The sequence below is a fragment of the Pseudoflavitalea rhizosphaerae genome (assembly GCF_003991355.1).
Lineage (GTDB): Bacteria > Bacteroidota > Bacteroidia > Chitinophagales > Chitinophagaceae > Pseudobacter > Pseudobacter rhizosphaerae.
Genome location: NZ_RCSU01000006.1, coordinates 30,536 through 54,600 on the forward strand (window position 1 = coordinate 30,536; position 24,065 = coordinate 54,600).

Sequence of the window (24,065 nt, forward strand, 5' to 3'; positions counted from 1 at the left end):
GGCGAGCGACTGGACGCACACTAAGTAATCTTAAATTCGAGCATAATGCAACAACCTTCTGCCATGATCTTTGCAGCCGGACTGGGCACACGCTTCAAACCCTGGACGGACCTGCATCCCAAGGCGCTTGCCGTGATCAATGGCAAATCCCTGTTGCAGCGCAATATCGAATACCTGAAACGGTATGGTATCGATAATATAGTAGTGAACGTGCATCATTTTGCGGATCAAATCATTCAGGCAGTGAATGAAAACAAAGGGTGGGGAAGCAATATTTCCATCAGTGATGAAACCGATGCTGTGCTGGAAACTGGTGGCGGTCTGAAAAAAGCCGCGCATTTTTTCAGTAAGACTGTTACGCCCATCGTGATCTTCAATGTTGATATTCTAACAGATCTGGATCTCGGTGCGATGATCAAAGAACATCAAACTGCACAACCCCTTGCAACGCTGGCAGTGTCTGACCGGTCTACCTCCAGGTATTTTTTATTCGATGAAAATGATACGCTGGCAGGATGGCGCAACGTTACTACCGGTGAAGAGAAGATCAGCCGGCCGGCCACCACCTACGTGCAGAAAGCATTCAGTGGTATCCATGTGATCGATCCGGCCATATTGCCCATGATCCACCAGGAAGGCAAATTCTCGATGGTGGAACTATACCTGCATCTGGCCAAATCCCAAACCATCCGCGCTTTCGACCATAGCGGATCCCGTTTTATAGATGTGGGAAAGCCCGATTCCGTAGCTAAAGCTGAACAACTGTTTCCCTGAGAATAGCCGATGCGCTGGCATCCCTATTTTCAGTATTTTTGGCCGCTATTCCTGTAAGTAAATTATGATCGCTGTAATAGACGCAATAAGAGACCTCTGTATCTCGATGGGTGAAGCCCCGCTGGATATAGATGTGTTGCCCCAATCCGGTTCAGACCGCCGGTATTTCAGACTGCACCTGAAAGGCGGCACCTGCATCGCCACTTATGGAAACAATATTCCTGAGAACGACACCTTCATGTACTTCTCGGAACATTTCCGTGAAAAGGCGCTGCCTGTTCCCGCCCTGATCGGCTGGAATGAAGAAAGGACCATCTATCTCCAGGAAGACCTGGGCGATAACAGCCTGCTCAACAAACTGGAAACGGAAGGGCTCACAGACAATGTGTATGCCCTGTTCAAGCAAAGCCTTCACTCACTCGCGCAACTGCAGGTGAAGGGGCATGAGGGCCTCGATTATACCCGCTGCCTCACCAACCAGGAATTCGGCAAACAAGCGATCATGGCCGATCTCCTGTACTTCAAATACTATTTCCTGGACGCACTTCGCAAACCGTATGATAAACAAAAACTGATCGACGACTTCGAAGCGCTCAGCACCTATCTCACGCACACGGAATACAAGTATTTCATGTTCCGCGATTTCCAGAGCAGGAATATCCTGGTCAGGGAAAGCGGCACCGTATTTTTCATCGATTACCAGGGCGGTATGCGCGGTGCGCCACAATACGATGCCGCCAGCATGATCTGGCAGGCAAGGGCCAATCTTCCTGACCACTGGAAAGAACGCCTGCTCAACGATTATATCGATTCATTCGAGCAAACTATCGGACAGACGGTGGACCGCGTCATCTTCAAAAGCCAGTATAACGGCTATGTGCTCATCCGCCTGCTTCAGGTACTGGGCGCTTACGGATTCCGCGGCCTCTTTGAAAGAAAAGCGCAGTTCCTTACCAGTATCCCGCAGGCGCTTAACAATCTCCGTTGGTTCATCGATAACCAAAGCCTCGGTATTGCTGTTCCCGAGTTCAGGAAAGTGCTGGACATCTGCGTGAGCGATGAGATCCTCGAAAGATTCACTCCACTCACTGCCACAGCAGAAACACCACTCACCATCAGGGTGAACAGTTTCTCTTTCCGCAAAGGAATTCCCAATGATGATTCCGGCAATGGAGGTGGATTCGTGTTCGATTGCAGGGGCATCCTCAATCCCGGCAGACAGGAAGAATTCAAAGTACTTACCGGAAGGGATAAGGAAGTGAAGGATTACCTGGAACAACAAACCAGGATGCCTGAATTCCTCAACAGCGTTTTTGATGTGGTGGACATTACCGTTGAAGACTATATGAAACGCGGGTTTGATAACCTTGTAATCAGTTTTGGTTGTACCGGAGGCCAGCATCGCAGTGTATATGCAGCAGATGCGCTGGCCAGGCATCTTCGCAACAAATACAAAGTACCGGTTGTTCTGCAACATGTGGAACAGGAAGCAAAGAATTGGGTGAATAACAAGTACTAGAGAGTCATGTATTATATCGTTTACGGAATATTCTATTTGATGTCTTTGCTGCCGATGTGGATATTGTATATTCTTTCCGATATACTTGCCGTATTGGTATTTGTGGTGCTCGGTTACAGAAGGAAGGTGATCATGGAGAATATTTCCATTGCGTTCCCGGAAAAATCAATGGCGGAAAGAAAAAAGATCGCCAGGAAATTCTACCACAACTTCGTTGACAATTTCATAGAAACGCTCAAGTTGCTCTCCGCCTCCCCGGCCTGGATCAATAAGAGGTTCCGGTTAGACAGTGATCCTTTCAAAAAATTTTATGCAGATGGCCGCAAGGTCCAATTGCACCTGGGCCATAATTTCAACTGGGAACTGGCCAATGCGTTCATGCCGATGCATACCGAATATGAATTCCTGGTGGTGTACATGCCTATCAAGAATAAGGCAATCGACCGCCTGTTCATGAAGCTGCGTACCCGGACCGGTTCTGTAATGCTACCGGCTACCAATATGCGAAATTCGATTGTGCAATACCGGCATAGCCAGTACATGCTGGCGCTGGTGGCAGACCAGGCGCCCGGCAGTCCTGAAAGAGCTTTCTGGTTGAACTTCTTCGGAAGACCAACACCATTTGTAAAGGGGCCGGAAAGCGGCGCCCGTGCAGGCAATATTCCCGTTGTATTTGCAGATATCTACAAGACCAGCAGGGGCCGCTATCGTGTGCGGCTGGAAATTGGCGCTGAAAACCCCAAAGAGCTGCCCGAAGGTGAACTTACCCGCAGGTATATACGATTCCTGGAAGAATCCATCCGCAAACATCCTGAAATGTGGCTCTGGAGCCATCGCCGTTGGAAGCACGACTGGAAAGAGGAGTACCGCAAACTCTGGATCGATACCGATCCGGTGAAATAACCCTGCCTGAATTACCGTGTTTTTCCCGGTTCACATCTCTTCATCAAATATTAACGTTGCTGTCGGACCTGTAACCCGGTTCCGCCAGGTAAAAACGAAAATGATGCAATCCGGACATGAACAACAAGATAACCGGTTGGAAGAGGAACTGCTTCGCGTTCAACTTGAAATTCAGGAGCGTGAACTGGAAATGATCAGGGCTGAAATATTTGACAATGTGGGTCAGGTATTGAGCCTGGCCAAACTTCAACTGAGTTCCCAGATACCGAAAGAGAATGAGCACCTGAGCTATACGCTGGCATCCTCCAAAATGCTGGTAGGACAGGCTATTCAAGACCTCAGACAGGTTGCCAAACCTGTAACCATTTCCGAGATCAGGGAAAAAGGGTTGATCTATGCCCTGACCCATGAAATGGAAACGTTGGGTCGCATCCATAACAGGAAGATTGAATTTTCCGTCAATGAAAAAATCGATAGATTCGACATTGCCAGCGAACTGATCGCTTTCAGATTGTTGCAGGAACTTCTGGCTGTATTCATGGGGGTGAGTGTATCCAGGCCCATTCATGCCGGAGCCGATCTCCGCGAAAGTGATGTCAGGTTCCTGCTCAGCAACAGCCCGCTCCTGCATTCCGCGCAGCCAGGCATTGTGCAGGAGGTCCTGCCCGGCGCACGGCAAATGCGGATCAGAGCGGAAATGATCAATGCAGACCTTCAGTTCTATGGCACACCCGATGGTGAACTGGTAATTTTCCTGACCCTTCCCCTGACCCGTTAATTTTCTTGTATGACAACAAATATCACAGTCGGCCTGGTAGACGATCACGTTCTTCTTCGCAACGGACTGGCAGCCCTGGTGAAAAACATAGGCCACCAGGTGGTGATCGAAGCCAACGACGGAAAAGATTTTATCTCGAAACTCCAGGATGGCCCTCATCCTGAAGTAGTACTCATGGATATCAATATGCCGGTAATGGACGGATATGAAACTGCCGCCTACATGAAACAATATTTTCCCGATATCAAAGTACTGGCCCTAAGCATGTATGATGATGAAGCAGCCATTATCCGCATGCTGAAGAATGGCGCCAGGGGATATATCCTTAAAGACTCCGATACTCCTGAGCTCAAATCGGCCATTGAAGCTGTGCTGACCAAGGGGTTTTATTATACCGAGATGATTACCGGTAAACTGCTCCATACCATCAACTCATCGGATGAAGAAGGTACTACCCGTAAAGTGCTTAATCTGAATGAGCGCGAAATGGAATTCCTCAAACTTTCCTGTTCTGAAATGACCTACAAGGAGATCGCAGATAAAATGCATCTCAGCCCGCGTACCATCGATGGTTACAGGGATTCCTTGTTTGATAAGCTGAAGATCAAAACCCGTGTGGGGCTTGTCATCTATGCCATCAAGCATGGCATCGTTCATGTGTAATATCAGGTGGCTGTCAACTGAACCGTTGTGCCTTTACCCGGCGCCGTGCGGATCATGGCCTCGTAGCCTGCATCTTTGGCCCTGGAGTAAATATTGGTGGTGCCGTTACCCGGTGTAATGGTTTCCTTGTTGAAGCCTGATCCATCATCACTAACTGAAATATGTAGTCGCTTTCCATCTTTCATTATTTCCAGCAGTATGTTCCTGCAATGGGCATATTTCACACTGTTGTTGATGGATTCTTTAAGAATCATGTAAAGATTTCTTTTCTCCTCCTTTCCCAGTTTGTGGCTCCAGGCATCGGAGCTGATGTTCTTTGTGAGCGTGATACCCTGTGCATCGCAAAGCGGTTCTGCAAACTGCATTACCCTGCTGATGAGGTGATCGACGGTATCTTTCTTATCGTCCAAAACCCAGATCAGGTCGCGGGTGCTGACGATGGCCTGCTGTGTTCCTTCCTTGATGCGTTGCAGATAAGTGGTATTGCCGGGGTCCATCATGGCGAGATTGGCATGTACTTTTACGCTGTTGAGCGTACTGCCGAGATCGTCATGCAGATCGTTGGATAGTTTTCTTCTGATAGCTTCCTCCCTTGACAACTGGTGGAGGCGCATACGCACCAGCAAAAGGATTATGCCCAGCGCCACTGCAATGCAGAGCACGGTGAACCACCAGGTCTGGAACCATTTGGGCTTGAAATGTAAGATCATCCTGATCGGTTCTGACCAAACACCGTCTTCATTGGAAGCGCGCACCAGTAATGTATAGGTGCCGGGGCCGATGCCCACCAGGTTAAGGAATGGATCATGGCCACTGCTTTCCCACTGGCTGCTTACCGGCAACAATTTGTATTGATAACGGACTTTCTCCGGCCCTGTATAATTCACTGCAGAGAACCCGATGGTTACCTGCGAAGCATCACTGGGCACTGTAAGTGATTCCATGAAAATATTGAGCGAATCCGTATCGGCTTCCGGCATACGAATATTGGCATTGGCAAAATACAGTGCGGGCGGTCTGCTGTTGGTAAGGAATTTTTTTGGATCGATGCGGGTGAAACCATTGAAGCCGCCGAGAAACAGGTAATTACCGGAGATGCAGCCGCTGGTTTCTTCGAAACTGCTCGACTGCAATCCATCTTCTTCAAAATAATTGGTCGCCTTTCCATTTCGGATATTTAAAACCGTTATACCATTATTACTTGATGCAATCAGAGTACTGTCTGAGAGCTTCATGATCTTGTAAAGTCCCAGGTCATTGATGCCATGCTGCAGTGCGTGGATATTCTTTACGCTCATGTTGTGGTCAAGGTTCACAATGCCAACCCCATAAACTGCCAGCCAGAAGGAATTGGCGGCTTCACAGATATCCATGAGTACGCTCATCGGTTTTTGCTGACCGGGTGCCCTGAGCGTGAAATGCTGTATGCTGTTATTGCGGATATCATAAATCGAGATCACGTTATCGCAGAGGATCCAGAGTCTTTTGCGGCTGTCTATGTACAGCCGGTTGATGACATGACTTTGCAATCTGGGACCTGCACTGCTGTCTGTAATGGTAGTAACAGTGCGGGTTTGATGATTCCATTTATACAGGCCATGCTGATTCTGGCTGGCCATGAAAATGAGTGAATCTGTATAAGCAGTGGCGCTCACCAGAAGGTCCTGGCTGATGGGTAATAATTCGGGGAAATGTTTTTCCAGTGGCAGAGGCTGTTGCGCTGCATTGAACAGTTTGAAGCCATTATCTCCCGAAGCGATGAACAATCCACCGGGAGTTTTGAATGCGGTGAGGTAGAAATCGGGTAGAGAGAACTTGTTGATGGTACCGGTTTGGTGATTGGCAAAGTACAATGCATCATCGGCACAAACTGCGATCACGGAATCGGTAACAGGAAGCAGGCTCATGGAATGCTTGATCCGGTTGCCATTACCATTGAGAGAATTGGTGAGGGCCATGAATGGCGAGAACCGGTTCTTGATCCAGGCCAGTCCATAAGGCGATCCCACCCAAACCACCTGGCCCTGCTGAAATATGCAGTTGGCCATCTCGAAGAAATCATGGTTATCATAATTCCGCGTAGGCTGAATTTGTACCGGATTGTTCAGCTCCGTATCTGTCTGGAACAGTCCGTTCCAGCCACTGTACAATACCTGGCCGTTGTAAACGGAAATGGTGCTGATGGATTTATTGAGGAACCAGAGCGAAGGGGTGGTCTGTAGCTTGCGCGGATTAAGCACCTGGTTATTATGTGTTACCAGGCAACGAAGCCCCATAGTGGTAGCGATCCAGAAGACGCCGGCGTTCTCGGTTACATCGGTGAACTGAAAAGCATAACCATCGAGGTAAAGATCATGGGGGCTGATATGTTCAATCAGGCGTTTCTTTTCCGGGTCATACACAAGGATGCCTTTGCCGGAAAGGAAGATGTATAAGTGGCCATCAGCTGTACAGATAAGTTTATCCACCTGGTAATCTATTCCAAAGAAGTCTTTGGTTTGAAGACGGAACAACTCTTCTTCTTTGTTCTTATCAAATCCGATGATCAGGCCTTCATTGGTGCCGATAAAGAGTTTGTTTTGATGCTGCGCCAGGCACTTATACCAGTAATTCGGTTGTTTGGCTCCGTGAGTATTGAGATAGTTCTTTACAATCCTTACAGTACGGATATCAATTTTAGAGAGGCCGGCATAGGGAACGAGCGCCCAGAGATAATCGCCGGATTGGTCCAGTGCAATATCATAGATGTCCTGTCCCGGAAGGTTTCTCTGCAAATGTTTATTGCCGGCGCTGAGTACTTCCATCTGTTTGCCTTCAAAGCGGTTGAGACCGTCCTGTGTGGAGATCCAGAGGAAGCCATATTTGTCCTGTACTATTTTTCGTATATTGGAATTGGAGAGACCATTGTCTACGGAGAGCCTGGTAAGCGGAACAAAAGCAGTTTCCTGTCCTGCCGCCTGGCAGGCAATGAGCAGCAAAAGGAGTAAGGTTCTATCTCTCTTTCTGACAGCAGTAATCAGATGGTATATGGCCGATAATAATTGCACCTGGACTGTTACGATAATGGTTATTCATGACGGGGTACATGATCATGTGTACGATGAATTGGAACAATCCATCCTGCAGCAAGAGCTGACCGGGAGCTTAAGGTATGTCATTTTTTATTATTTATTACATGAAGGAACGGTCCAGGTGAAGGAATTGATATTTCACAATAACTTTCAGCGGCTTGAACAGGTTGCCAGTTATCCTGCACAGTTGTATGACCCACAGACTTTCATTCAGTTTTTTCGTCAGTATGTAGGGCCTGACCATCACCCTAAGCGCAGGCATTTGCTGATCCTGAACGGTCATGGAGCGGGCCTGGGTTTCTTTGCGGAAAAACACAGCGATGGCGGCATCCGAATGATCAGTGCTGAGCAGCTGGCGGCTATGATCCGGCAGAGTATCGGAAAAGTGGAAGTATTGATGGCTGTTAGTTGTTATACACAATTGCTGGAAACCGGGTATAGTTTAAAAGATGAAGTGGAGCTGTTCATCGCACCACAGACCACGATGACATGGTACGGTATACATTATGCGAGATTATTCTCACTGATGGAGTCGCAGCCCGGTCTCTCACTGCAACAAATAGCCGATAATGTAACTAAGAATTTCTTGCTGAAATACGAAGAGGAGCCATTCAGGAGTACCGAACTGACGCGATACGCTGATGAACAGAATCCCAGGGTGGTGAGTATAGCTGCCAATTACCTGAGTGAATATGGAGCGTTGGTGGAATGTGTGAATGAACTCACTGATTTCCTGATGGGTTGCTTTGAAGAAGGCGGCCAGCGGTTATTGCAGGCAGTGGTCCGCGCAAGAAGGAGCTGTACTGAACTAACGCCGTCCAGATCTTTTGGTTTCATCGATCTTACATTCTTCCTGGAACAACTGGTAAAAGAAGCGGGCCCGGTGCAGCCTCTGCAGAAAATCCATCAACGGTTCGGAAAGGTCCGCCAACGATGTTTGGGTTCACTTCATAAGCCACCCGGCCCGCCTGATCTCTATGCTCCTGCTATGCGAAAAAGTGTACGTTCAACAAGCAGTCCGTTATTCCTGTCAGTTTTCTTTCCTGCCTTTTCCACCACGGCTGACCAGATGGCGATCCGCAGGATTTATTTTTCTGAAGATGGCCGGTTGCGTCAGTTCCGGAAGGATTGCAGGTGGGAGAAATTTATCAGGGAATTCTTCAACAGAACATAGTGATTACAATCCTACACCGCGCACTTTACCGCCACCTGAACGGAAGGTAACTCCCCAGTCGAGGTTTTCAGTAGAGTCGTCAGGGTTTTCGAGTGTGATCTCGGTATCATCCGGGTTGGCGATGGTGAGTTCTGCATCGGGATCGTCGAGGGGTTTACCATCCTCAGTTACAGGCAGGATGTCGATGGAGCCGCGGTTTTCCATTTCGGCTTTCGGAATTTCGTACGGTGTGGTATGTACTTCAACATTGTCTACTTCGAAAGTGATGGTGAACCTGACGCGATTTTTTCCAACAGCCACTTTTTTCGCTTTCAACTTGAGGGAACCGGGAACGATATCTTCCGGTCTGAATTTGCCAAGGTTTTCCTGTCCATCCACATTGTTGAGATGCACCAGCAGACCTGGTTTGAGTTTTACAGGGTCCTGATCATTACCTGAGTTCGTGTTAATTGTAGTGGCCATAACATGAAATGTTTAAAAAATGAAATAATAGGGCCAAGCTAACAAGTCTTTTCACGGGTTGCAAGGGTTTATACCACATAGTGTTACCGTGAAAAACACGGTATAAAAAAAGCCGGCGGAAATCGCCGGCTGGTATTTGATAAAAAGAAATCAATCGAATCAATTCAAAACACTTTTCTCTTTCACAATTTCGATTCCCTCCTGCTTGCTGATGGTTCCCCATCCGCCGAGGATATTGCGAAGATTGTGAATGCCCTGGCGTTTCATGATGGATGCGGCGATCACACTGCGATAGCCGCCTGCGCAATGAACGTAGAGGTTCTGGTGTTCTTCCAGTGTTGCGAGATTGCCGGGGTCTGTCATTTCCGCGAGCGGAATATTTTGAGCGCCCTGGATATGACCATCTGCAAATTCTGTTTCCCTTCTAACGTCCACCACTACCAGATTTTGATCGAAGGGCAGGTCCATGGCCAGTTCATCGGCTTCAACGTCGATGATCATGTCCACTTCTTCACCGGCCTGCTGCCATGCTTCGAATCCGCCTTCGAGATAGCCTTCCATTTTGGAGAAGCCAACGCGTGCGAGTCGAACCACCGTTTCCCTTTCTTTACCAGCTTCTGTTACCAGCACGATGGTTTTATCGAAGGGGAGAAGGCTGCCGGCCCATTCAGCAAAGCGACCTTCGAGGCCCACGCTGATGGAGTTGGGAACAAAGCCTGCAGTGAATACAGAGGCTTTCCTGGTATCCAGCACTATCACATCTTCATTGCTCTGGAATTCTTTGAAGGCGGGAATGCTGAGCGGCTTCAATCCATTTTCCAGGATATTGTCCAGGCTGTCGTATCCTTCCTTGTTGATGCGTGCGTTGATAGGGAAATATTGCGGAGGCAGTGCGAGGCCGTCCGTTACTGCGCGAATGAATTCTTCGCGTGACTGTGGCTGCAATGCATAGTTGCTTTTTTTCTGTTCGCCGATGGTGCTGTGAGTTTCAGGGCCGAGGTTCTTTCCGCAGCTGCTGCCGGCGCCATGCGCGGGATATACGATCACATCATCGGGCAGGGTGGCGATCCTGTTCTGTAAAGAATCGTAGAGCAAAGATGCAAGATCTTCCTTGCTCATATTTCCACTGCTGAGATCGGGGCGGCCTACATCACCAACAAACAATGTGTCGCCGGTGAAGATTGCATGCTCTTTGCCTGCTTCATCTTTCAGGAGGTAGCAGGTTGATTCCAGTGTATGACCTGGCGTATGCAGCACCTGGATGCTGAGTTTGCCAAGTTGAAAGGTCTCGCCATCTTTTGCCAGATGGATAGGAAAACCTGTTTCTGTATTTGGGCCATACACGATGGGGGCGCCTGTAGCTTTTTGGAGGTCCAGGTGGCCGCTCACAAAGTCGGCATGGAAATGCGTTTCGAAAATATATTTGATGGTGGCATTGCGTTCCGTGGCCAGTTGAAGATAGCTGTCGATATCGCGGAGGGGATCGATGATAGCGGCTTGTCCTTCACTTTCTACGTAGTAGGCGGCTTCACTTAAACAGCCTGTATATAATTGCTTAATAAACATTCGTTAACCTGTTTTGGGAACAAAGGTACTAAAAAAGCAAAAAGCAGAAGGGGGGGGTATCCCTTCTGCTTAATTGCCAGGTTGATTAATAAAATACGCTGATACGGTTTGTCAGGTATTGAGGTCCTCCACACATTGCATGATATGAGCAACACGGGATCCGTTTACGGAATAGTAAATGAATTTGCCATCTCTTTCAGTCTTCACAATTCCTGCTCTTCTAAGAATGGCCAGGTGTTGGGATGCGACGGATTGTTCCAGTCGCAGGCGAACATAGATTTCCGTTACGGTTAGGCGTCTGTGCTCGTCAATGAGCTTCAGGATTTGCTGCCGGAGCTTGTGGTTCAGTGCCCGTAAGATCATAGCAGCCTTTTTCAGATTCAGGAAGTCTACTTTTACGGAATCACCGGGAACACCTTCCGCGGCTAGCACCATGGAGTAATTACTTGTTACGTTCATGTGCACATCAGAGCTTTTTAGTATTATATAGGATAAGAGTGTCAAATTTACAAGAAAAAGTCACCATTCCGGAACGAAGATGGATAAAAGTTTCAGTTGGTTACTTTTTTATATGAGAATAAAATTCCTTGAGATAAACGGGTTCTTCGTAGGCCAGATCAGCAAATTTTCCTTGTAAAAATAATCGTTCTGCGAGCGGCGCCAAATGTTCGGCTGTTTGCACCAATTCTGCAAAAAATGCGTGAGGATGGTTGCATACAAGTTTCCACTTAGCACTGCCATTGCCGAGAAAAAGTATACTATTATTTTCTAATTCTTTGTTAAAAGAGTCAGGTTCAAGGATAAGCGCAGCGGGCTTTTCAACAATGTTTAACTCCAAATCATACAGAGCAGTAAACACTTCCATCCTTCTGGCGTCGATCATCGGGCAGAGAAGCGTTGCGTTTTTTAATCCGGCTTTAATGCTGTACTCATCCCCATTTGGGAAAGATTGCAGTGTTGCGGCATAAGCCATTACACGCAAAGTATTTTCTGTAATGAGTGGAATATTCAACGCAAAGCATAATCCTTTCGCTGTTGCCATGCCTACACGCAGCCCTGTGTAAGAGCCTGGACCGGCAGTTACAGCAATACCCTGAAGGTCTTTTGCGGTATTTTGCGTTTCCTGTAAAATCTGTTCGATAGCGGGCTGTATCCAGGCCGCATGATCCCGCTGCTGGTTGTTCACCATTGTTCGCAGCGCCTTGCCATCTTTTGAAATACAAATGCCCGCGTTCTCTGTAGCTGTATCTATGTTGAGCAGTAGCGCCATTACGGTTTCGATTGTTGTGATTTGATAGCTGATTCGAGTGCTGGCGCAGGTGCGTAGCGGGCGTCAGTCAGATGCAATTGCTGCAACAAGTTATACACGCGCTGTAATCCGATCTTTTCGCTCCACCCGAATGGACCCATAGGATAATTGGTGCCGAGTTTCATAGCGATGTCTATCTCTTCTTTACTGCTGACACCCGCTCCCAATGTGAAATATGCCTCGTTGATGATCATGGCCAGCACACGCGCAGTGATCATACCCGGAACATCAGGCGCCAGCTGATACTGCCAGTTGAAAGCAGCAAACAATTCCTTAATTGTGTTTTCGGTTATGGATGCAGGTAAGACGATCTCTGCGATATTCCTTTTCAGTAATGTGGGCCATCCATTGATCCGAATGAAGGGATGACGGATATCGGCAGTTGTGTATTCCACTGCATTCACCAGCACGGGTTTGGGCAGCAGTTTTGCCAGGTGTTGATTGCGCTCGGGATCATTACGGAAGAGCAGGTCTATATAAGCATCCGCATCTACCATGGTGAGTGAGCTCATGGAATCAACCCAGATAAAGTTGATTTCTTCAGGGAATTGATGTTGTAACCATTCATGCTGAAGTGTATCATCGGCCAGAATTGCGATCGTCATAGCTAAAAAACTTTCCGCAAAGAAAACGCATTACGGGGAATTATCAGGTGAGTACAAGTGCCGGGGTTTTAATATTTTTACGTCATGGAAAAAAGAATCATCAATACACCGGACGCGCCCGCTCCCATAGGGCCTTACAGCCAGGCCGTAATGATCAACGGAACCGTATATATTTCAGGTCAGATCGCTATCAATCCTGCCACCAGCAATATAGAAGCTACCGATGCCGGCAGGGAAACAGAGCAGATCATGAAGAACCTGAAAGCTGTGCTCACAGCGGCGCAGATAGATTTCGGACATGTTGTGAAGACCACCATTTTCCTCAGTGATATGGCCCTTTTCCCGGTTGTGAACGAGGTATATGGCAAATCTTTCACCGGTGATTTCCCTGCGCGCGAAACGGTTGCTGTAAAAGGATTACCGAAAGGTGTGAATGTAGAGATCAGCATGATCGCCGTGAAATAATCAGGCAAGCCATTGTATGATCAGGTTGGGAATGGCTACTGCTACTGCAATGCCGTAGATCAGGTCCAGCCAGATCATACTTCCCAGTGAGCCTAAATAGATCAGTCCTGTCAGCGGGTAACCAATGAGCTTCATGATGGGCTGTGTATCCGTCTTCCTGACCTCGTTCCAGATCTCTCTTGCATCTCCTGTGCTGGGGAAAGCGTGCATGGCGATGGAAACTCCCAGCCAGATCAGCACATAATGCAGGAAATTGGCATTGTTCAGTGTGAACACAGGTAGTGCAGCGGGCAATGCGATCAAGGCTCCGAGGATCGTGTTTACCAAGAACGGACCCACTGCAATGAGGATCGTTTGCCATTTGTAAGGCGGGATTTCGTGTAATACGAATCCTGCGGGATTGCCAACCTGGAAATACACTACCTGGAATACGGGGATCCTGAACAAACGGCAAAAGAGTTGATGCGCCAGTTCGTGCACAACAACACCCGGACAAGTGACGATAGAGATAGCGATCCCTGGAATGAGCATATCAGTTTATTATTTTGTTCTGAAAGGAACTTTGCCGCTGATCACATCTGTTGCGTACAATACAAATTCCCTCGTGGCTTCGTTGTTTACATTTTTACATTCTTCTATCAATGCATCGCATTTATCTTTTTCTCCATTGAAATGATAAGCCAGGATCAATGTGGCTGTGTTGTAAGGATCCTGCTGATCGGTTTCAACGCTTTGCAATGCCAGTTGCAATCCTTCTTCATCTTTCTTCTGTTTCAGCCTGGTCCTGGCTTTGGAGGCGATAGCGTAACCTGCTTCATTGTTGATGTTCAGCAGCGCCTCGCAATATTTGTCTGCACCGTCATAATCATTCATTTCTCTTTTCAGGCTGGCCATCAACCGCAGAGCGGGAAAGTATCCAGCATCGACCTTCAATACATTCTTCAGGATACTGTCGCAGGGATGGAAACGATTTTGATCGAAAAGGATCGAGGCATAAGAAAAATGTGCGTAGATATCATCCGGGTGACTACTGAGGTAATTTTTGAATGATCTGTCGGGGATATTGTTCCTATGCACTTTCATGAGTTCGATCATGGAATCTTTGGGCATATAGCTATTGAACTTTGCCATGGCATCGTCCACTTTCCTGTAGAGCTGATCGTTCCCGATGCTTTTGCCCACGAGCTTTTCAGCGATCACGGAAAATGCTGTGAGGTCCATATTGTTGAAAGCTGCGAGTGCGAGATGGCACTGGATCTCTATATCGCCTGGATTTTTGGCAGCGGCTTTGGTGAATTCCCGCTGGGCTGTGAGGAATTTTTTTTCTGATTCTGCTTTTTTACCTCTGGTGATATGCAGTCCCAATGCGAGATCGGAGGGGAAGCTGATGCAGCAGTAGATTACGAGAGCGATGATAGCGGCGCCAAATATTTTGATCAACAGGGGAATGGGATACCTGATAAAGCCCTGTCTGCACCTCTGGCAAAGTGGTGTAGGGTGGCCATGAATGATGTCTGGTGCGCCGCATTGTTCGCATCCACTATCATCCGGTAAATATGCCGGTACCTGGTAAAGAGGATTTTTCATGCAGAAAGGCTCTGTATAAAACGCGGGAATGTTAGGTTTATTATCAGGGTGCGGCAGTCGCTCGCCTCCGGCGAGTGACCTGTATTGGTTCACCTCCGGCGAACACAGCGTCGCCGGAGGCGACTAAACAAAAGTCACTCGCCGGAGGCGAGCGACTGCCTGCCCGCTGCTAAATAAAAAACGGCAGCCTGTTCAGCTGCCGTTCCGGAAAATATTATTGAAATGAATTATTTCAACACGCCGAGTTCCTTTCCGATTTTGGTGAAGGCGGCGATGGCTTTTTCGAGATGATGCTGATCGTGTGCAGCGCTGATCTGCACGCGGATGCGGGCCTGTCCTTTTGCTACCACAGGGTAGAAGAAACCAATCACGTAGATGCCTTCTTCCAGTAGTTTGGCGGCAAATTGCTGGGCTACTACTGCATCGTACAACATGATGGGCACAATGGGATGATCTCCTGGTTTGATATCGAAACCGGCAGCGGTCATCTGGCTGCGGAAGAATTTGGTATTGTTCTCCAGTTTATCGCGGAGGGCGGTGGTTTCAGAGAGCAGATCGAGTACTGCAATAGAAGCGCCCACGATGCTGGGAGCAAGTGTATTGGAGAAGAGATAGGGTCTGGAACGCTGGCGCAGCATTTCGATCACTTCCCTGCTGCCGGAGGTGAATCCGCCGGAAGCCCCGCCCAGGGCCTTACCCAGGGTGCCTGTGATGATATCGATCTTACCCATTACACCGCGGTACTCGTGTGTGCCTCTTCCTGTTTTACCGAGGAATCCGCTGGAATGACATTCGTCTACCATGATGGCGGCATCATATTTTTCTGCGAGCTCAACAATTTTGTCGAGCTGCGCTATAGTGCCGTCCATGCTGAAGGAGCCGTCGGTAACGATGATCCTGTTGCGATTGCCAGCTGCTTCTTTCAGTTTGGCTTCGAGGTCGGCCATATCGTTGTGCTTGTAGCGGAAACGTTGTGCCTTGCAAAGACGCACGCCGTCGATGATACTTGCGTGGTTGAGCTCATCGGAGATGATGGCGTCCTGTTCGCCGAACAATGGCTCGAAAACGCCACCGTTGGCATCGAATGCAGCAGCATAGAGGATAGTGTCCTCAGTGCCGAGGAATTTGGAAATTTTAGCTTCCAGTTCCTTGTGAATGTCCTGCGTACCGCAGATGAAACGAACACTGCTCATACCATAGCCGCGGTAATCGACATATTTTTTTGCGGCTTCTATCACTTTGGGATGAGAAGAGAGACCTAAATAGTTGTTGGCGCAAAAGTTAAGTACGGTCCTGCCGTTCACTGTGATCTCTGCTCCCTGGGGGGATTCGATGATCCTTTCAGTTTTGAAGAGTCCGGCGGAACTGATCTCATCGAGTTCAATTGCCAGTCTTTTCACGAGATTGTTATTCATGTAGCTAGTTTTTTTAGATAGGGGGCAAAAATAGTGTAACATTTTCGATGTACCTTCGTCCTATTCTTCAAAGAGGTGCACTATGTTCAGAAAAACTTTTGTTCGCGTAACGCTGGTTGGTTGCCTGCTGATGGCAGGAACACTGATCATGCTGGCTGCCTGGGCGCCAAAGCTCAGTAAGGTTGCGAACGATTGCGAGGCAGCCGGTGTAGTGAAAGAACAATGCGAGTCGCAACTCAAAGAACAGGGAGAGTTCCTGATCTGGGAGACGCTGAACCGGACGCTGAACATCGCCTTCCACTAATTCGTTACATTATTTTTTGAAAGAATATGTAAGCCGTCTCCCGTCAGGAGGCGGTTTTGTTTTCATGGGCCGGGTAACTGAGGTGATTGGGTACCGGGAATATATTTGAAAAATATTCCGGAAGCCTGTAACTTTTGTTCCGGCCATTCGTATCACAACATAACAAGTCTACTTTAAACAACAGCCTGGTCCTGCTTATGACCGAGAAAGAGTATAATGATTGTGTGAACATGTATTCGGATAACGTGTATCGTTTCATCCTGAAGAATCTCCGTCATTCGGAAGATGCACAGGATGTGGTACAAACGGCATTCGAAAAGATGTGGATCAATCGCGGCGAGGTGGATGCCACCCGTTGCAAAAGTTATCTCTTTACTGTGGCCTACAATCAGATGATAGACCATATCCGGAAGAACAAACGGATCAGCCTGAGAGAGGATTTCAGGGAAGAGGTGAAGGTAACGGACGGACAGGTGCACTATACCCGGAAGGTGCTGGAGCAGGCCCTGGGCCGGCTCAATGAAGTACAGCGCTCACTGGTATTGCTGAAAGATTATGAAGGATATTCTTACGATGAGATCGGGAATATCATGGGGCTTAACGAGAGCCAGGTAAAAGTGTACCTTCACCGCGCCAGGATCCAGTTGAAGAATTATTTGGTCAGTCCTGAAAATGTTTTGTGATATGAACATTACCAGACAGAATTACGAAGAATGGTTGCTACTCTACGTAGACAATGAGCTCAGCCTGGCTGAGCGCATCATCGTGGATGATTTCCTGGCAGCCAATCCCGACCTTCAGCAGGAACTGGAGATGCTGCAGCAAAGCACATTCCGGCCTGATGAAGAGATTGTTTTTCCAGGTAAGGAAATACTGCTGAAGACCAATAACGAATTTGTTATCACTCCCGCCAACTGCGATCAATATTTTGTACTCTATGCAGATGATGAGCTGAGCAATCAGCAGAAAGCATCTGTGGAAGAGTTTGTTTATCATCATCCACAATTCCAGGCAACCTTTGAATTGATCCAGCAGACGAAGCTCACGCCAGACCAGAGCATCGTTTTCCCTGACAAGAAATTGTTGTACCGTTCTGAAAATAACCGTCGGGTAATAATGATGCGCTGGTACAGAATGGCTGCGGCCGCTGTTTTGGTATTGCTGATTGGTGGCGTAAGTTTTCAGTGGTTGACGAAGAAAGATGATAAAACGGAGATGGCTAAGCGAGATGGGCAGCAGACTCCGCAATCATCAGGAATTGCCGCCAATGATTCCGTAGCAGACCGCGAACCTTCAAGAACATCTGCATATGAATCCATCGCAGAAGTGCATCCTTCCTCAACCGTTGCAGAGAAATCGCAGGTTGAAAAAGTTGCGGGCAAATCTAAGGTAGCCCAAAAAGTTCCTGCCAATGCAGCGGCACAGCGTCCTCAGATCACGATCCCTTCTCCCGTCACAATGCCTGAAAACCGCACTGTAACTGACATTCCCGTTAATCAGGATATGGCAAACAATGATCAGGGAAAAAAAGTTTCAGATCCCGGTAACATTACGATAGCTTCAAACGTAACACCTACAGAAGCTCTTAAAGGAACTGAACAGCCGAATACAGGAAAGATCAACGTCAAGTCCCCGGGTAATACTGTGTTGAACAATTCCGATATGGCTGCCATCGCAGATCATTCTTATGACCTGCTGGATGAAGAGGATTTCGAGATCCAACCAGCAGACAGAAAGAACAAGATGCGTGGGATCCTCAGAAGAGTAGGCCGCGTTTTTGACAAAGCCACCAATGCAGATGCCAGCGATAACCGCAAAGGAAATATCCGCATTGCCAACTTCGAGATCGCATTGAAATAATCTTCCATTACATCGCAAACAGACCATTGTATGAAAAGGATAGTAATACTCCTGACCGGGCTCTTTATTGGATTAACCACCGTAGCCCAGACCGACTCCAGCGCCAAAGAAAAAGTTGATACCGTTCGTATCGGCGCCATGATCATCATCAAGAAAAAAGGGACGAATGAAGACGGAAGTTCCCGCACCAAAATAGAATCGCATCGCGACAAAACGCCCAAAAAGATCAGCACCAACTGGCTGGTATTCGATATCGGTTTCAACAACTTCAACGATAAGACCAACTATGCCGGTTCTGCCATCCAGGACCCTGCTACAGGCTTTGCTCCCGGCGCAACAGAAGACTGGTTTGATCTCCGCAACGGTAAATCCATCAACGTGAATATCTGGCTCTTCATGCAGAAACTGAGCCTGATCAATCACTATGTAAACCTGAAATATGGCCTTGGCGTTGAGCTGTACAACTACCGTTATGAATCTCCCATCAAGTATGGCACCAGCCCTACACAGGTGATCATGGACAATTCCACTCATTACAGCAAAAACAAACTGGCAGCGGATTATGTGAGCGTTCCCCTGATGCTCAATTTCAATTTCGCACCGCATAAGAAAAGAAACCTGGGCCTCAGCGCAGGTGTAACTGCCGGCTATCTCTACAGCAGCCGCCAGAAGACCATCACCGATGCCGATGGCAAACGCAAGAAGCGCGATGATTTCGATCTCCGCCCCTGGAAACTGGCCTATACCGGCGAACTCACCTTCGGATGGGTAGGTGTTTACGGAACGGTTGCCACACAAAGCATGTTTGAAAAAGGGCCCGATCAAACCCCGTATGCAGTGGGCCTCCGCTTTGGCTGGTAACAAACTTTTCCACATTAAAAATAATTTCGATGTACCGGCGTTAACTTGCGTAGGACCGGAGCCCGCTCCGGATCAAAACGATCAACAACCACGTTCACGAAATCCATACTTATTGCCCGGATTCTACGCAAAAAACCTGGTTATCATGAAGCGCTTAGCAGTTGTTACTGTGCTGTTGTTTTTGGTAGTGGTGAACACAGCATTTGAAGAAACCAAAAAGAAAACCACTTACAGAGCGAATTACAAAGCAGGCCCTGTTGGCATTGTCTACATTGTAGTAGATAAATCGGATTACGAATTGAAAGTGTATGACGATGAAGGATGGTATGGCACTTACCCGGTGGTATTCGGAAATAAGGACCTTTCAGATAAAATGATGGAAGGGGACCGCAGAACGCCGGAAGGCAATTTCAAGATCATCTCCAAAAGGCCCCATCAGAAATGGCATAAGATGCTGATGCTGGACTATCCCAATCAAAGCAGCTGGGAAAAATTCAAGCAACGGAAGGCGTCAGGTAAGATTCCCGGCTCGGCAAAAATAGGAGGCGGCATCGCTATCCATGGAACCTGGCCAAACGACAATCTCTCGGTAGATGATTATACCAACTGGACCAATGGTTGTGTTTCTCTCAAAAATGAAGACCTGGATGAGTTGGAAGTATTCCTGCCGGTTGGCACAAGGGTAACGATCCAGCGATAATTTCCCATTACATTAATATTGGCGCTATTCAGGCCATCAACCGGAATAGCGCTTTTTGGTTTCCAGTATTCTCAATGAATTCTGCACAGCAGCTAGTACTTTCACTGGCTGTTCGTTAGGATTTATACGCAACCAGCAACGAATTGCTCACAATGCTTGTCTTTATCACCAAATTGTATTCACTTTGTTGCGGGTCCGCCGTAACCCACTGTGAAGGAAATCCGAATCCTGAAAAACCATGATCCAACAGGGAAACATCAACAGCCATACACATTGGCTTTAGAAAACGGTCAATGTTTCCGACTCTATGAAAACCCCACAACTCCAGCCGTGGGGTTTTTCTTTGAGATCAGTTTGTTGCAGTTGTGCTCGCCGGAGGCGAGCAAATACAAGTCACTCGCGGGGACGCGAGCAACTGGCGGCAGCGAAATAAAAATGGCCACCTTGTTCAGGCAGCCATTCTCTTTTCTTCAAATATTCTTCTTTACAATTTTCCATTTTTTATTTCATCCACAACACCGGGATCCAACAAGGTGGAAGTGTCTCCGAGATTGCTTATCTCACCTTCCGCGATCTTGCGAAGAATACGCCTCATGATCTTGCCGCTCCTTGTTTTGGGTAATCCGCTTACAAACTGGATCTTATCCGGTTTGGCGATCGGCCCGATGATTCGGCTAACGGTAGACGTTATATCGCGGCGGGTCAGTTCATCATCGCCATGATGGCCCTGGAAGATAACATAGGCGTAGATGCCCTGTCCTTTGATATCGTGAGGATAGCCTACTACGGCGCTTTCCACAACTCCTGTGTGCATATTGATCGCATTCTCCACTTCTGCCGTACCGATGCGGTGACCGCTCACGTTGAGCACATCATCCACGCGACCAGTGATACGGTAGTTGCCGTCTTCATCGCGGAGACAACCATCGCCGGTGAAGTAGAGGTTCTCGTATGTAGCGAAATAATTCTGACGTGCACGCTCATGATCTCCGTAAGTAGTGCGCAGCATACCGGGCCAGGGGAACTTGATACAGAGATTGCCGCTGACGCCATTGCCTTCCACTTCTTTACCGTTCTCATCAACAAGAATGGGCTGAACGCCGGGCAGTGGCAATGTAGCAAATGTGGGTTTGGCAGGTGTAACGCCTGCAATATTGGAGATCAGGATGCCGCCAGTTTCTGTCTGCCACCATGTATCAACAATGGGGCATTTCTTTTTTCCAATATTTTCATCGTACCAGGCCCATGCTTCCTCGTTGATCGGCTCTCCAACAGTGCCGAGTACCCGAAGTGAGCTGAGGTCGCGGTTCTTTAACGGCTCCAGTCCGAATCCCATCAGGCTTCTGATGGCAGTGGGCGCTGTATAGAGAATGTTCACTTTGTATTTATCTACGATCTCCCAGAACCTGCCGGCATCGGGCCAGGTAGGTACGCCTTCGAATAACAGTGAAGTGGCGCCAGCACTGAGTGGTCCATATACGATATAGCTATGACCGGTGATCCAACCGATATCGGCAGTGCAGAAATGCACATCCCCGGGCTGGTACTGGAATACGTTCACGAATGAATAATTGGTATACACCATATAGCCGCCGACTGTATGTACCACACCTTTGGGCTTGCCGGTGGAGCCGGAAGTGTAGAGAATGAAGAGCATGTCTTCCGCATCCATTTCTTCGGCTGGACAATCAGGGCTGCCCTGTGTTTCCACGAGGCGGATCTCATCTTCCCACCACACATCCCTTCCTTTGATCATGGATATAGGCGTACGTGTGCGCGTGAGTACGATCACTCTTTTCACGAAGGGGCATTGCACCAGTGCATCATCGATCACACTCTTGAGCGGAATTTCTTTATTGCCGCGATAGGCTCCATCGCAGGTGACTATGAATTCTGCTTTGGCATCCTGCAGACGATCGGCAATGCTTTGTGCGCTGAAGCCGCCGAAGATCACGGAGTGAATGGCCCCGATGCGCGCGGCTGCAAGAACAGCAATGGCCAGTTCCGGCACCATGCCCATGTAGATACAAACACGGTCGCCCTTCTTCACACCATTGTTCTTGAGCACATTTGCGAACTGCACTACTTTGTGATAAAGATCGCGGTAAGTGATCACACGATGGTGTTCGCCCGGATCATTCGGTTCCCAGATGATAGCAGGTTTATTGCCCAGTTTTTCCAGGTGCCTGTCGATACAATTCTCTGTAATATTAAGTTTACCGCCTTTGAACCACTCGATGGTTGGTTTTTTGAAATCCCAGTTCAGTACGGTATCCCATTTTTTTCGCCAGGTAAAATGCGAAGCGATCTCACTCCAGAACCCTTCGGGATCCTGAACGCTTTTTTCATACGCTGCTTGGTAATCAGCTGTCGTTTTCAGCTGGTAGGGGAATGACATAGGCTCTCGTTTTTTGAAGTAATGAGGGCTAAAATTAATTCAAAATGAATTCAAGTTCATTTGAAAATTTCTAAAATCTTTTCAGGATCAATGTCGTGTGTTCAACATTTCGCTTTTTGCATTATCTTTCTTGCATGAAAACTCCTGCAACGAACAGGGGGATCTGGAAAGTGATTGCTGCCTCATCTGTAGGTACGCTGATCGAGTGGTACGACTTCTATATTTTCGGAAGTCTGGCCACCGTGATCGCTGATCAGTTCTTCCCCAAAGGTAACCCTACTGCTGCTTTGCTCTCAACACTGGCCACATTCGCCGCCGGATTCATTGTAAGACCATTTGGTGCGTTGGTATTCGGACGCCTCGGTGATCTCATCGGCAGAAAATACACTTTCTTACTAACGCTCGTTCTTATGGGAGGCTCCACATTCGCTATCGGATTGGTGCCGGGCTATGAGACCATCGGCTTTGCCGCACCATTATTAGTATTGTTGTTACGATTGGTGCAGGGGCTTGCACTCGGCGGAGAATACGGAGGCGCCGCCACCTACGTTGCAGAACATTCGCCTGCCAACCGTCGTGGTTTTTATACCAGCTGGATCCAAACCACGGCAACGCTGGGGCTCTTTCTTTCGTTGGGTGTGATACTGTTGACGCGGCATTCGCTTGACCCCGATCTGCAAACCTCCATTCAGAAATTCAACAGCTGGGGATGGCGCATTCCTTTCTGGGTGTCCATCGTACTGGTAGGCGTATCTATATATATACGTTTGAAGATGCAGGAGTCACCGCTCTTTGCAAAACTGAAATCTGAAGGGAAGACTTCATCCAATCCGCTGAAGGAAAGTTTCGGTAACAGGGCCAATCTGAAAATGGTGCTGCTGGCTTTGTTCGGCGCAACCATGGGGCAGGGGGTTGTATGGTATAGCGGGCAGTTCTATGCGCAATCATTCATTGAAAATGTTTGTAAGATAGATTTCGATCAGAGCCGTACGATCCTTATCTGGGCTATCGTTGCGGCTACACCGCTCTTTATAGTGTTTGGAGGATGGAGCGATAAGATCGGAAGGAAATGGATCATGCTGATCGGTATGTTGCTGGCCATCTCCACCTATCATTATATCTTCAAACAATTTCAGGTGATCAGCGATCCTGTCACCAAAACCGAAATAGTGGAAAAAAGGAAACTGTTATCCCGGGAGAGGGTTGGTAATTCGGTTGTTCTTACCAGTGAGGTCCACTATACTGACGGAGCCATATTTAAGGAAGTAAAAACAGTAATGGAAAAAGATGCCGGTGCTGAAGCAATGGTGGTATATAAAGATAAGAAACTGGGCAGCGGCGGTTACTGGACAGCCGTATGGTGGCTCTTTGTACTGGTGGCGTATGTAACGATGGTGTATGGTCCTATTGCCGCTTTCCTGGTGGAGCTTTTCCCAACCAAGATCAGGTATACCAGTATGAGCCTGCCATATCATATCGGCAATGGTGTATTCGGTGGTCTCACGCCATTCATTGCAACGCTGCTGACCACTATTTATGTAAATGATCACCTGAGCGGGCTATGGTATCCGATCATCATCGGTGGCCTTTGCTTTGTGATAGGCGCAGTATACGTGAGCAACAAGATCGATCCTAATGTAAACGACTAAAT

General features: G+C 48.0%; 23 protein-coding genes. 13 read left to right on the forward strand and 10 right to left on the reverse strand.

Translation table 11 applies throughout. From position 1 onward, the window contains the following. Positions 1 to 45 precede the first annotated feature (45 nt). The 5 genes from D9Y29_RS11715 (at position 46) to D9Y29_RS11735 (ending at position 4,637) form a co-directional block, all read left to right on the forward strand. The gene (locus D9Y29_RS11715; RefSeq protein WP_127128269.1) at positions 46 to 774 is read left to right on the forward strand and encodes a nucleotidyltransferase family protein; all 729 of its coding nucleotides are present in this window, start codon (positions 46 to 48) and stop codon (positions 772 to 774) included. A 64-nt stretch (positions 775 to 838) separates the two neighbouring features. Beyond that, positions 839 to 2,293, forward strand: coding sequence for a RapZ C-terminal domain-containing protein (locus D9Y29_RS11720; RefSeq protein WP_127128271.1), 1,455 nt, complete (start codon positions 839 to 841; stop codon positions 2,291 to 2,293). 6 nt (positions 2,294 to 2,299) lie between these two features. Beyond that, on the forward strand, positions 2,300 to 3,196 hold the full coding sequence (locus D9Y29_RS11725) for a lysophospholipid acyltransferase family protein (protein WP_127128273.1): 897 nt from the start codon (positions 2,300 to 2,302) through the stop codon (positions 3,194 to 3,196). A 100-nt stretch (positions 3,197 to 3,296) separates the two neighbouring features. Next, on the forward strand, positions 3,297 to 3,974 hold the full coding sequence (locus D9Y29_RS11730; protein ID WP_127128275.1) for a sensor histidine kinase: 678 nt from the start codon (positions 3,297 to 3,299) through the stop codon (positions 3,972 to 3,974). A 9-nt stretch (positions 3,975 to 3,983) separates the two neighbouring features. Next, positions 3,984 to 4,637, forward strand: a complete 654-nt coding sequence (locus D9Y29_RS11735; protein WP_127128277.1) for a response regulator transcription factor — start codon at positions 3,984 to 3,986, stop codon at positions 4,635 to 4,637. A 2-nt stretch (positions 4,638 to 4,639) separates the two neighbouring features. On the opposite strand, the gene D9Y29_RS11740 is transcribed toward D9Y29_RS11735, so the two are convergent. Then, entirely contained in the window at positions 4,640 to 7,615 is a 2,976-nt protein-coding gene (locus D9Y29_RS11740) for a sensor histidine kinase (protein ID WP_127128279.1), read from the reverse strand. 49 nt (positions 7,616 to 7,664) lie between these two features. Here D9Y29_RS11740 and D9Y29_RS11745 point away from each other — a divergent pair, with 49 nt between their 5' ends. Then, complete coding sequence (locus D9Y29_RS11745) at positions 7,665 to 8,882, forward strand: hypothetical protein (RefSeq protein WP_127128281.1); 1,218 nt, start codon at positions 7,665 to 7,667, stop codon at positions 8,880 to 8,882. 3 nt (positions 8,883 to 8,885) lie between these two features. On the opposite strand, the gene D9Y29_RS11750 is transcribed toward D9Y29_RS11745, so the two are convergent. From D9Y29_RS11750 to D9Y29_RS11770, 5 genes are all read right to left on the reverse strand, one after another. Then, positions 8,886 to 9,344 (reverse strand): hypothetical protein, encoded by a 459-nt coding sequence (locus D9Y29_RS11750; RefSeq protein WP_127128282.1) that lies wholly within the window; start codon positions 9,342 to 9,344, stop codon positions 8,886 to 8,888. A 159-nt stretch (positions 9,345 to 9,503) separates the two neighbouring features. Beyond that, complete coding sequence (locus D9Y29_RS11755) at positions 9,504 to 10,910, reverse strand: MBL fold metallo-hydrolase (protein ID WP_127128284.1); 1,407 nt, start codon at positions 10,908 to 10,910, stop codon at positions 9,504 to 9,506. A gap of 111 nt (positions 10,911 to 11,021) precedes the next feature. Continuing rightward, positions 11,022 to 11,369, reverse strand: a complete 348-nt coding sequence (locus D9Y29_RS11760) for an ArsR/SmtB family transcription factor (RefSeq protein ID WP_127128286.1) — start codon at positions 11,367 to 11,369, stop codon at positions 11,022 to 11,024. 100 nt (positions 11,370 to 11,469) lie between these two features. Then, positions 11,470 to 12,180, reverse strand: coding sequence for a tRNA (adenosine(37)-N6)-threonylcarbamoyltransferase complex dimerization subunit type 1 TsaB (tsaB, locus tag D9Y29_RS11765; protein WP_127128288.1), 711 nt, complete (start codon positions 12,178 to 12,180; stop codon positions 11,470 to 11,472). Continuing rightward, complete coding sequence (locus D9Y29_RS11770; RefSeq protein WP_127128290.1) at positions 12,180 to 12,824, reverse strand: 3-hydroxyacyl-CoA dehydrogenase family protein; 645 nt, start codon at positions 12,822 to 12,824, stop codon at positions 12,180 to 12,182. The genes tsaB and D9Y29_RS11770 overlap by 1 nt, the downstream gene beginning before the upstream one ends. Positions 12,825 to 12,908: 84 nt before the next feature. On the opposite strand from D9Y29_RS11770, the gene D9Y29_RS11775 reads away from it, so the two are divergent. Next, entirely contained in the window at positions 12,909 to 13,289 is a 381-nt protein-coding gene (locus tag D9Y29_RS11775; RefSeq protein WP_127128292.1) for a Rid family detoxifying hydrolase, read from the forward strand. Here the strand turns inward: D9Y29_RS11775 and D9Y29_RS11780 are convergent, their stop codons facing one another. The 3 genes from D9Y29_RS11780 to kbl all read right to left on the reverse strand — a co-directional run bounded on the left by D9Y29_RS11780 (position 13,290) and on the right by kbl (position 16,291). Next, the gene (locus tag D9Y29_RS11780; RefSeq protein ID WP_127128294.1) at positions 13,290 to 13,820 is read right to left on the reverse strand and encodes a DUF3267 domain-containing protein; all 531 of its coding nucleotides are present in this window, start codon (positions 13,818 to 13,820) and stop codon (positions 13,290 to 13,292) included. 9 nt (positions 13,821 to 13,829) lie between these two features. Beyond that, positions 13,830 to 14,876 carry a tetratricopeptide repeat protein gene (locus D9Y29_RS11785; protein WP_127128296.1) on the reverse strand — a complete coding sequence of 349 codons (1,047 nt, stop codon included), beginning with the start codon at positions 14,874 to 14,876 and terminating at the stop codon, positions 13,830 to 13,832. Between the two features lie 227 nt (positions 14,877 to 15,103). Next, the gene (gene kbl / locus D9Y29_RS11790) at positions 15,104 to 16,291 is read right to left on the reverse strand and encodes a glycine C-acetyltransferase (RefSeq protein ID WP_127128298.1); all 1,188 of its coding nucleotides are present in this window, start codon (positions 16,289 to 16,291) and stop codon (positions 15,104 to 15,106) included. Between the two features lie 82 nt (positions 16,292 to 16,373). Between kbl and D9Y29_RS11795 the strand changes: the two genes are divergently transcribed. The 5 genes from D9Y29_RS11795 to D9Y29_RS11815 all read left to right on the forward strand — a co-directional run bounded on the left by D9Y29_RS11795 (position 16,374) and on the right by D9Y29_RS11815 (position 20,016). Further along, positions 16,374 to 16,595 (forward strand): hypothetical protein, encoded by a 222-nt coding sequence (locus D9Y29_RS11795; RefSeq protein WP_127128300.1) that lies wholly within the window; start codon positions 16,374 to 16,376, stop codon positions 16,593 to 16,595. Positions 16,596 to 16,825: 230 nt separating this feature from the next. Continuing rightward, positions 16,826 to 17,278 (forward strand): RNA polymerase sigma factor, encoded by a 453-nt coding sequence (locus D9Y29_RS11800; RefSeq protein ID WP_241237920.1) that lies wholly within the window; start codon positions 16,826 to 16,828, stop codon positions 17,276 to 17,278. 1 nt (position 17,279) lies between these two features. After that, positions 17,280 to 18,455: an anti-sigma factor gene (locus D9Y29_RS11805; protein WP_127128304.1), complete on the forward strand. Its 1,176-nt coding sequence runs from the start codon at positions 17,280 to 17,282 to the stop codon at positions 18,453 to 18,455. 30 nt (positions 18,456 to 18,485) lie between these two features. Beyond that, positions 18,486 to 19,316, forward strand: a complete 831-nt coding sequence (locus D9Y29_RS11810) for an outer membrane beta-barrel protein (protein WP_127128306.1) — start codon at positions 18,486 to 18,488, stop codon at positions 19,314 to 19,316. Between the two features lie 145 nt (positions 19,317 to 19,461). Next, a complete protein-coding gene (locus D9Y29_RS11815; protein ID WP_127128308.1) occupies positions 19,462 to 20,016 on the forward strand; it encodes a L,D-transpeptidase family protein in 555 nt (184 codons plus the stop codon). Positions 20,017 to 20,500: 484 nt separating this feature from the next. Here D9Y29_RS11815 and acs read toward each other — a convergent pair whose 3' ends face one another. Continuing rightward, positions 20,501 to 22,414, reverse strand: coding sequence for an acetate--CoA ligase (acs, locus tag D9Y29_RS11820; RefSeq protein ID WP_127128310.1), 1,914 nt, complete (start codon positions 22,412 to 22,414; stop codon positions 20,501 to 20,503). A gap of 134 nt (positions 22,415 to 22,548) precedes the next feature. On the opposite strand from acs, the gene D9Y29_RS11825 reads away from it, so the two are divergent. Next, positions 22,549 to 24,063, forward strand: coding sequence for an MFS transporter (locus D9Y29_RS11825; RefSeq protein WP_127128312.1), 1,515 nt, complete (start codon positions 22,549 to 22,551; stop codon positions 24,061 to 24,063). Positions 24,064 to 24,065 lie beyond the last annotated feature (2 nt).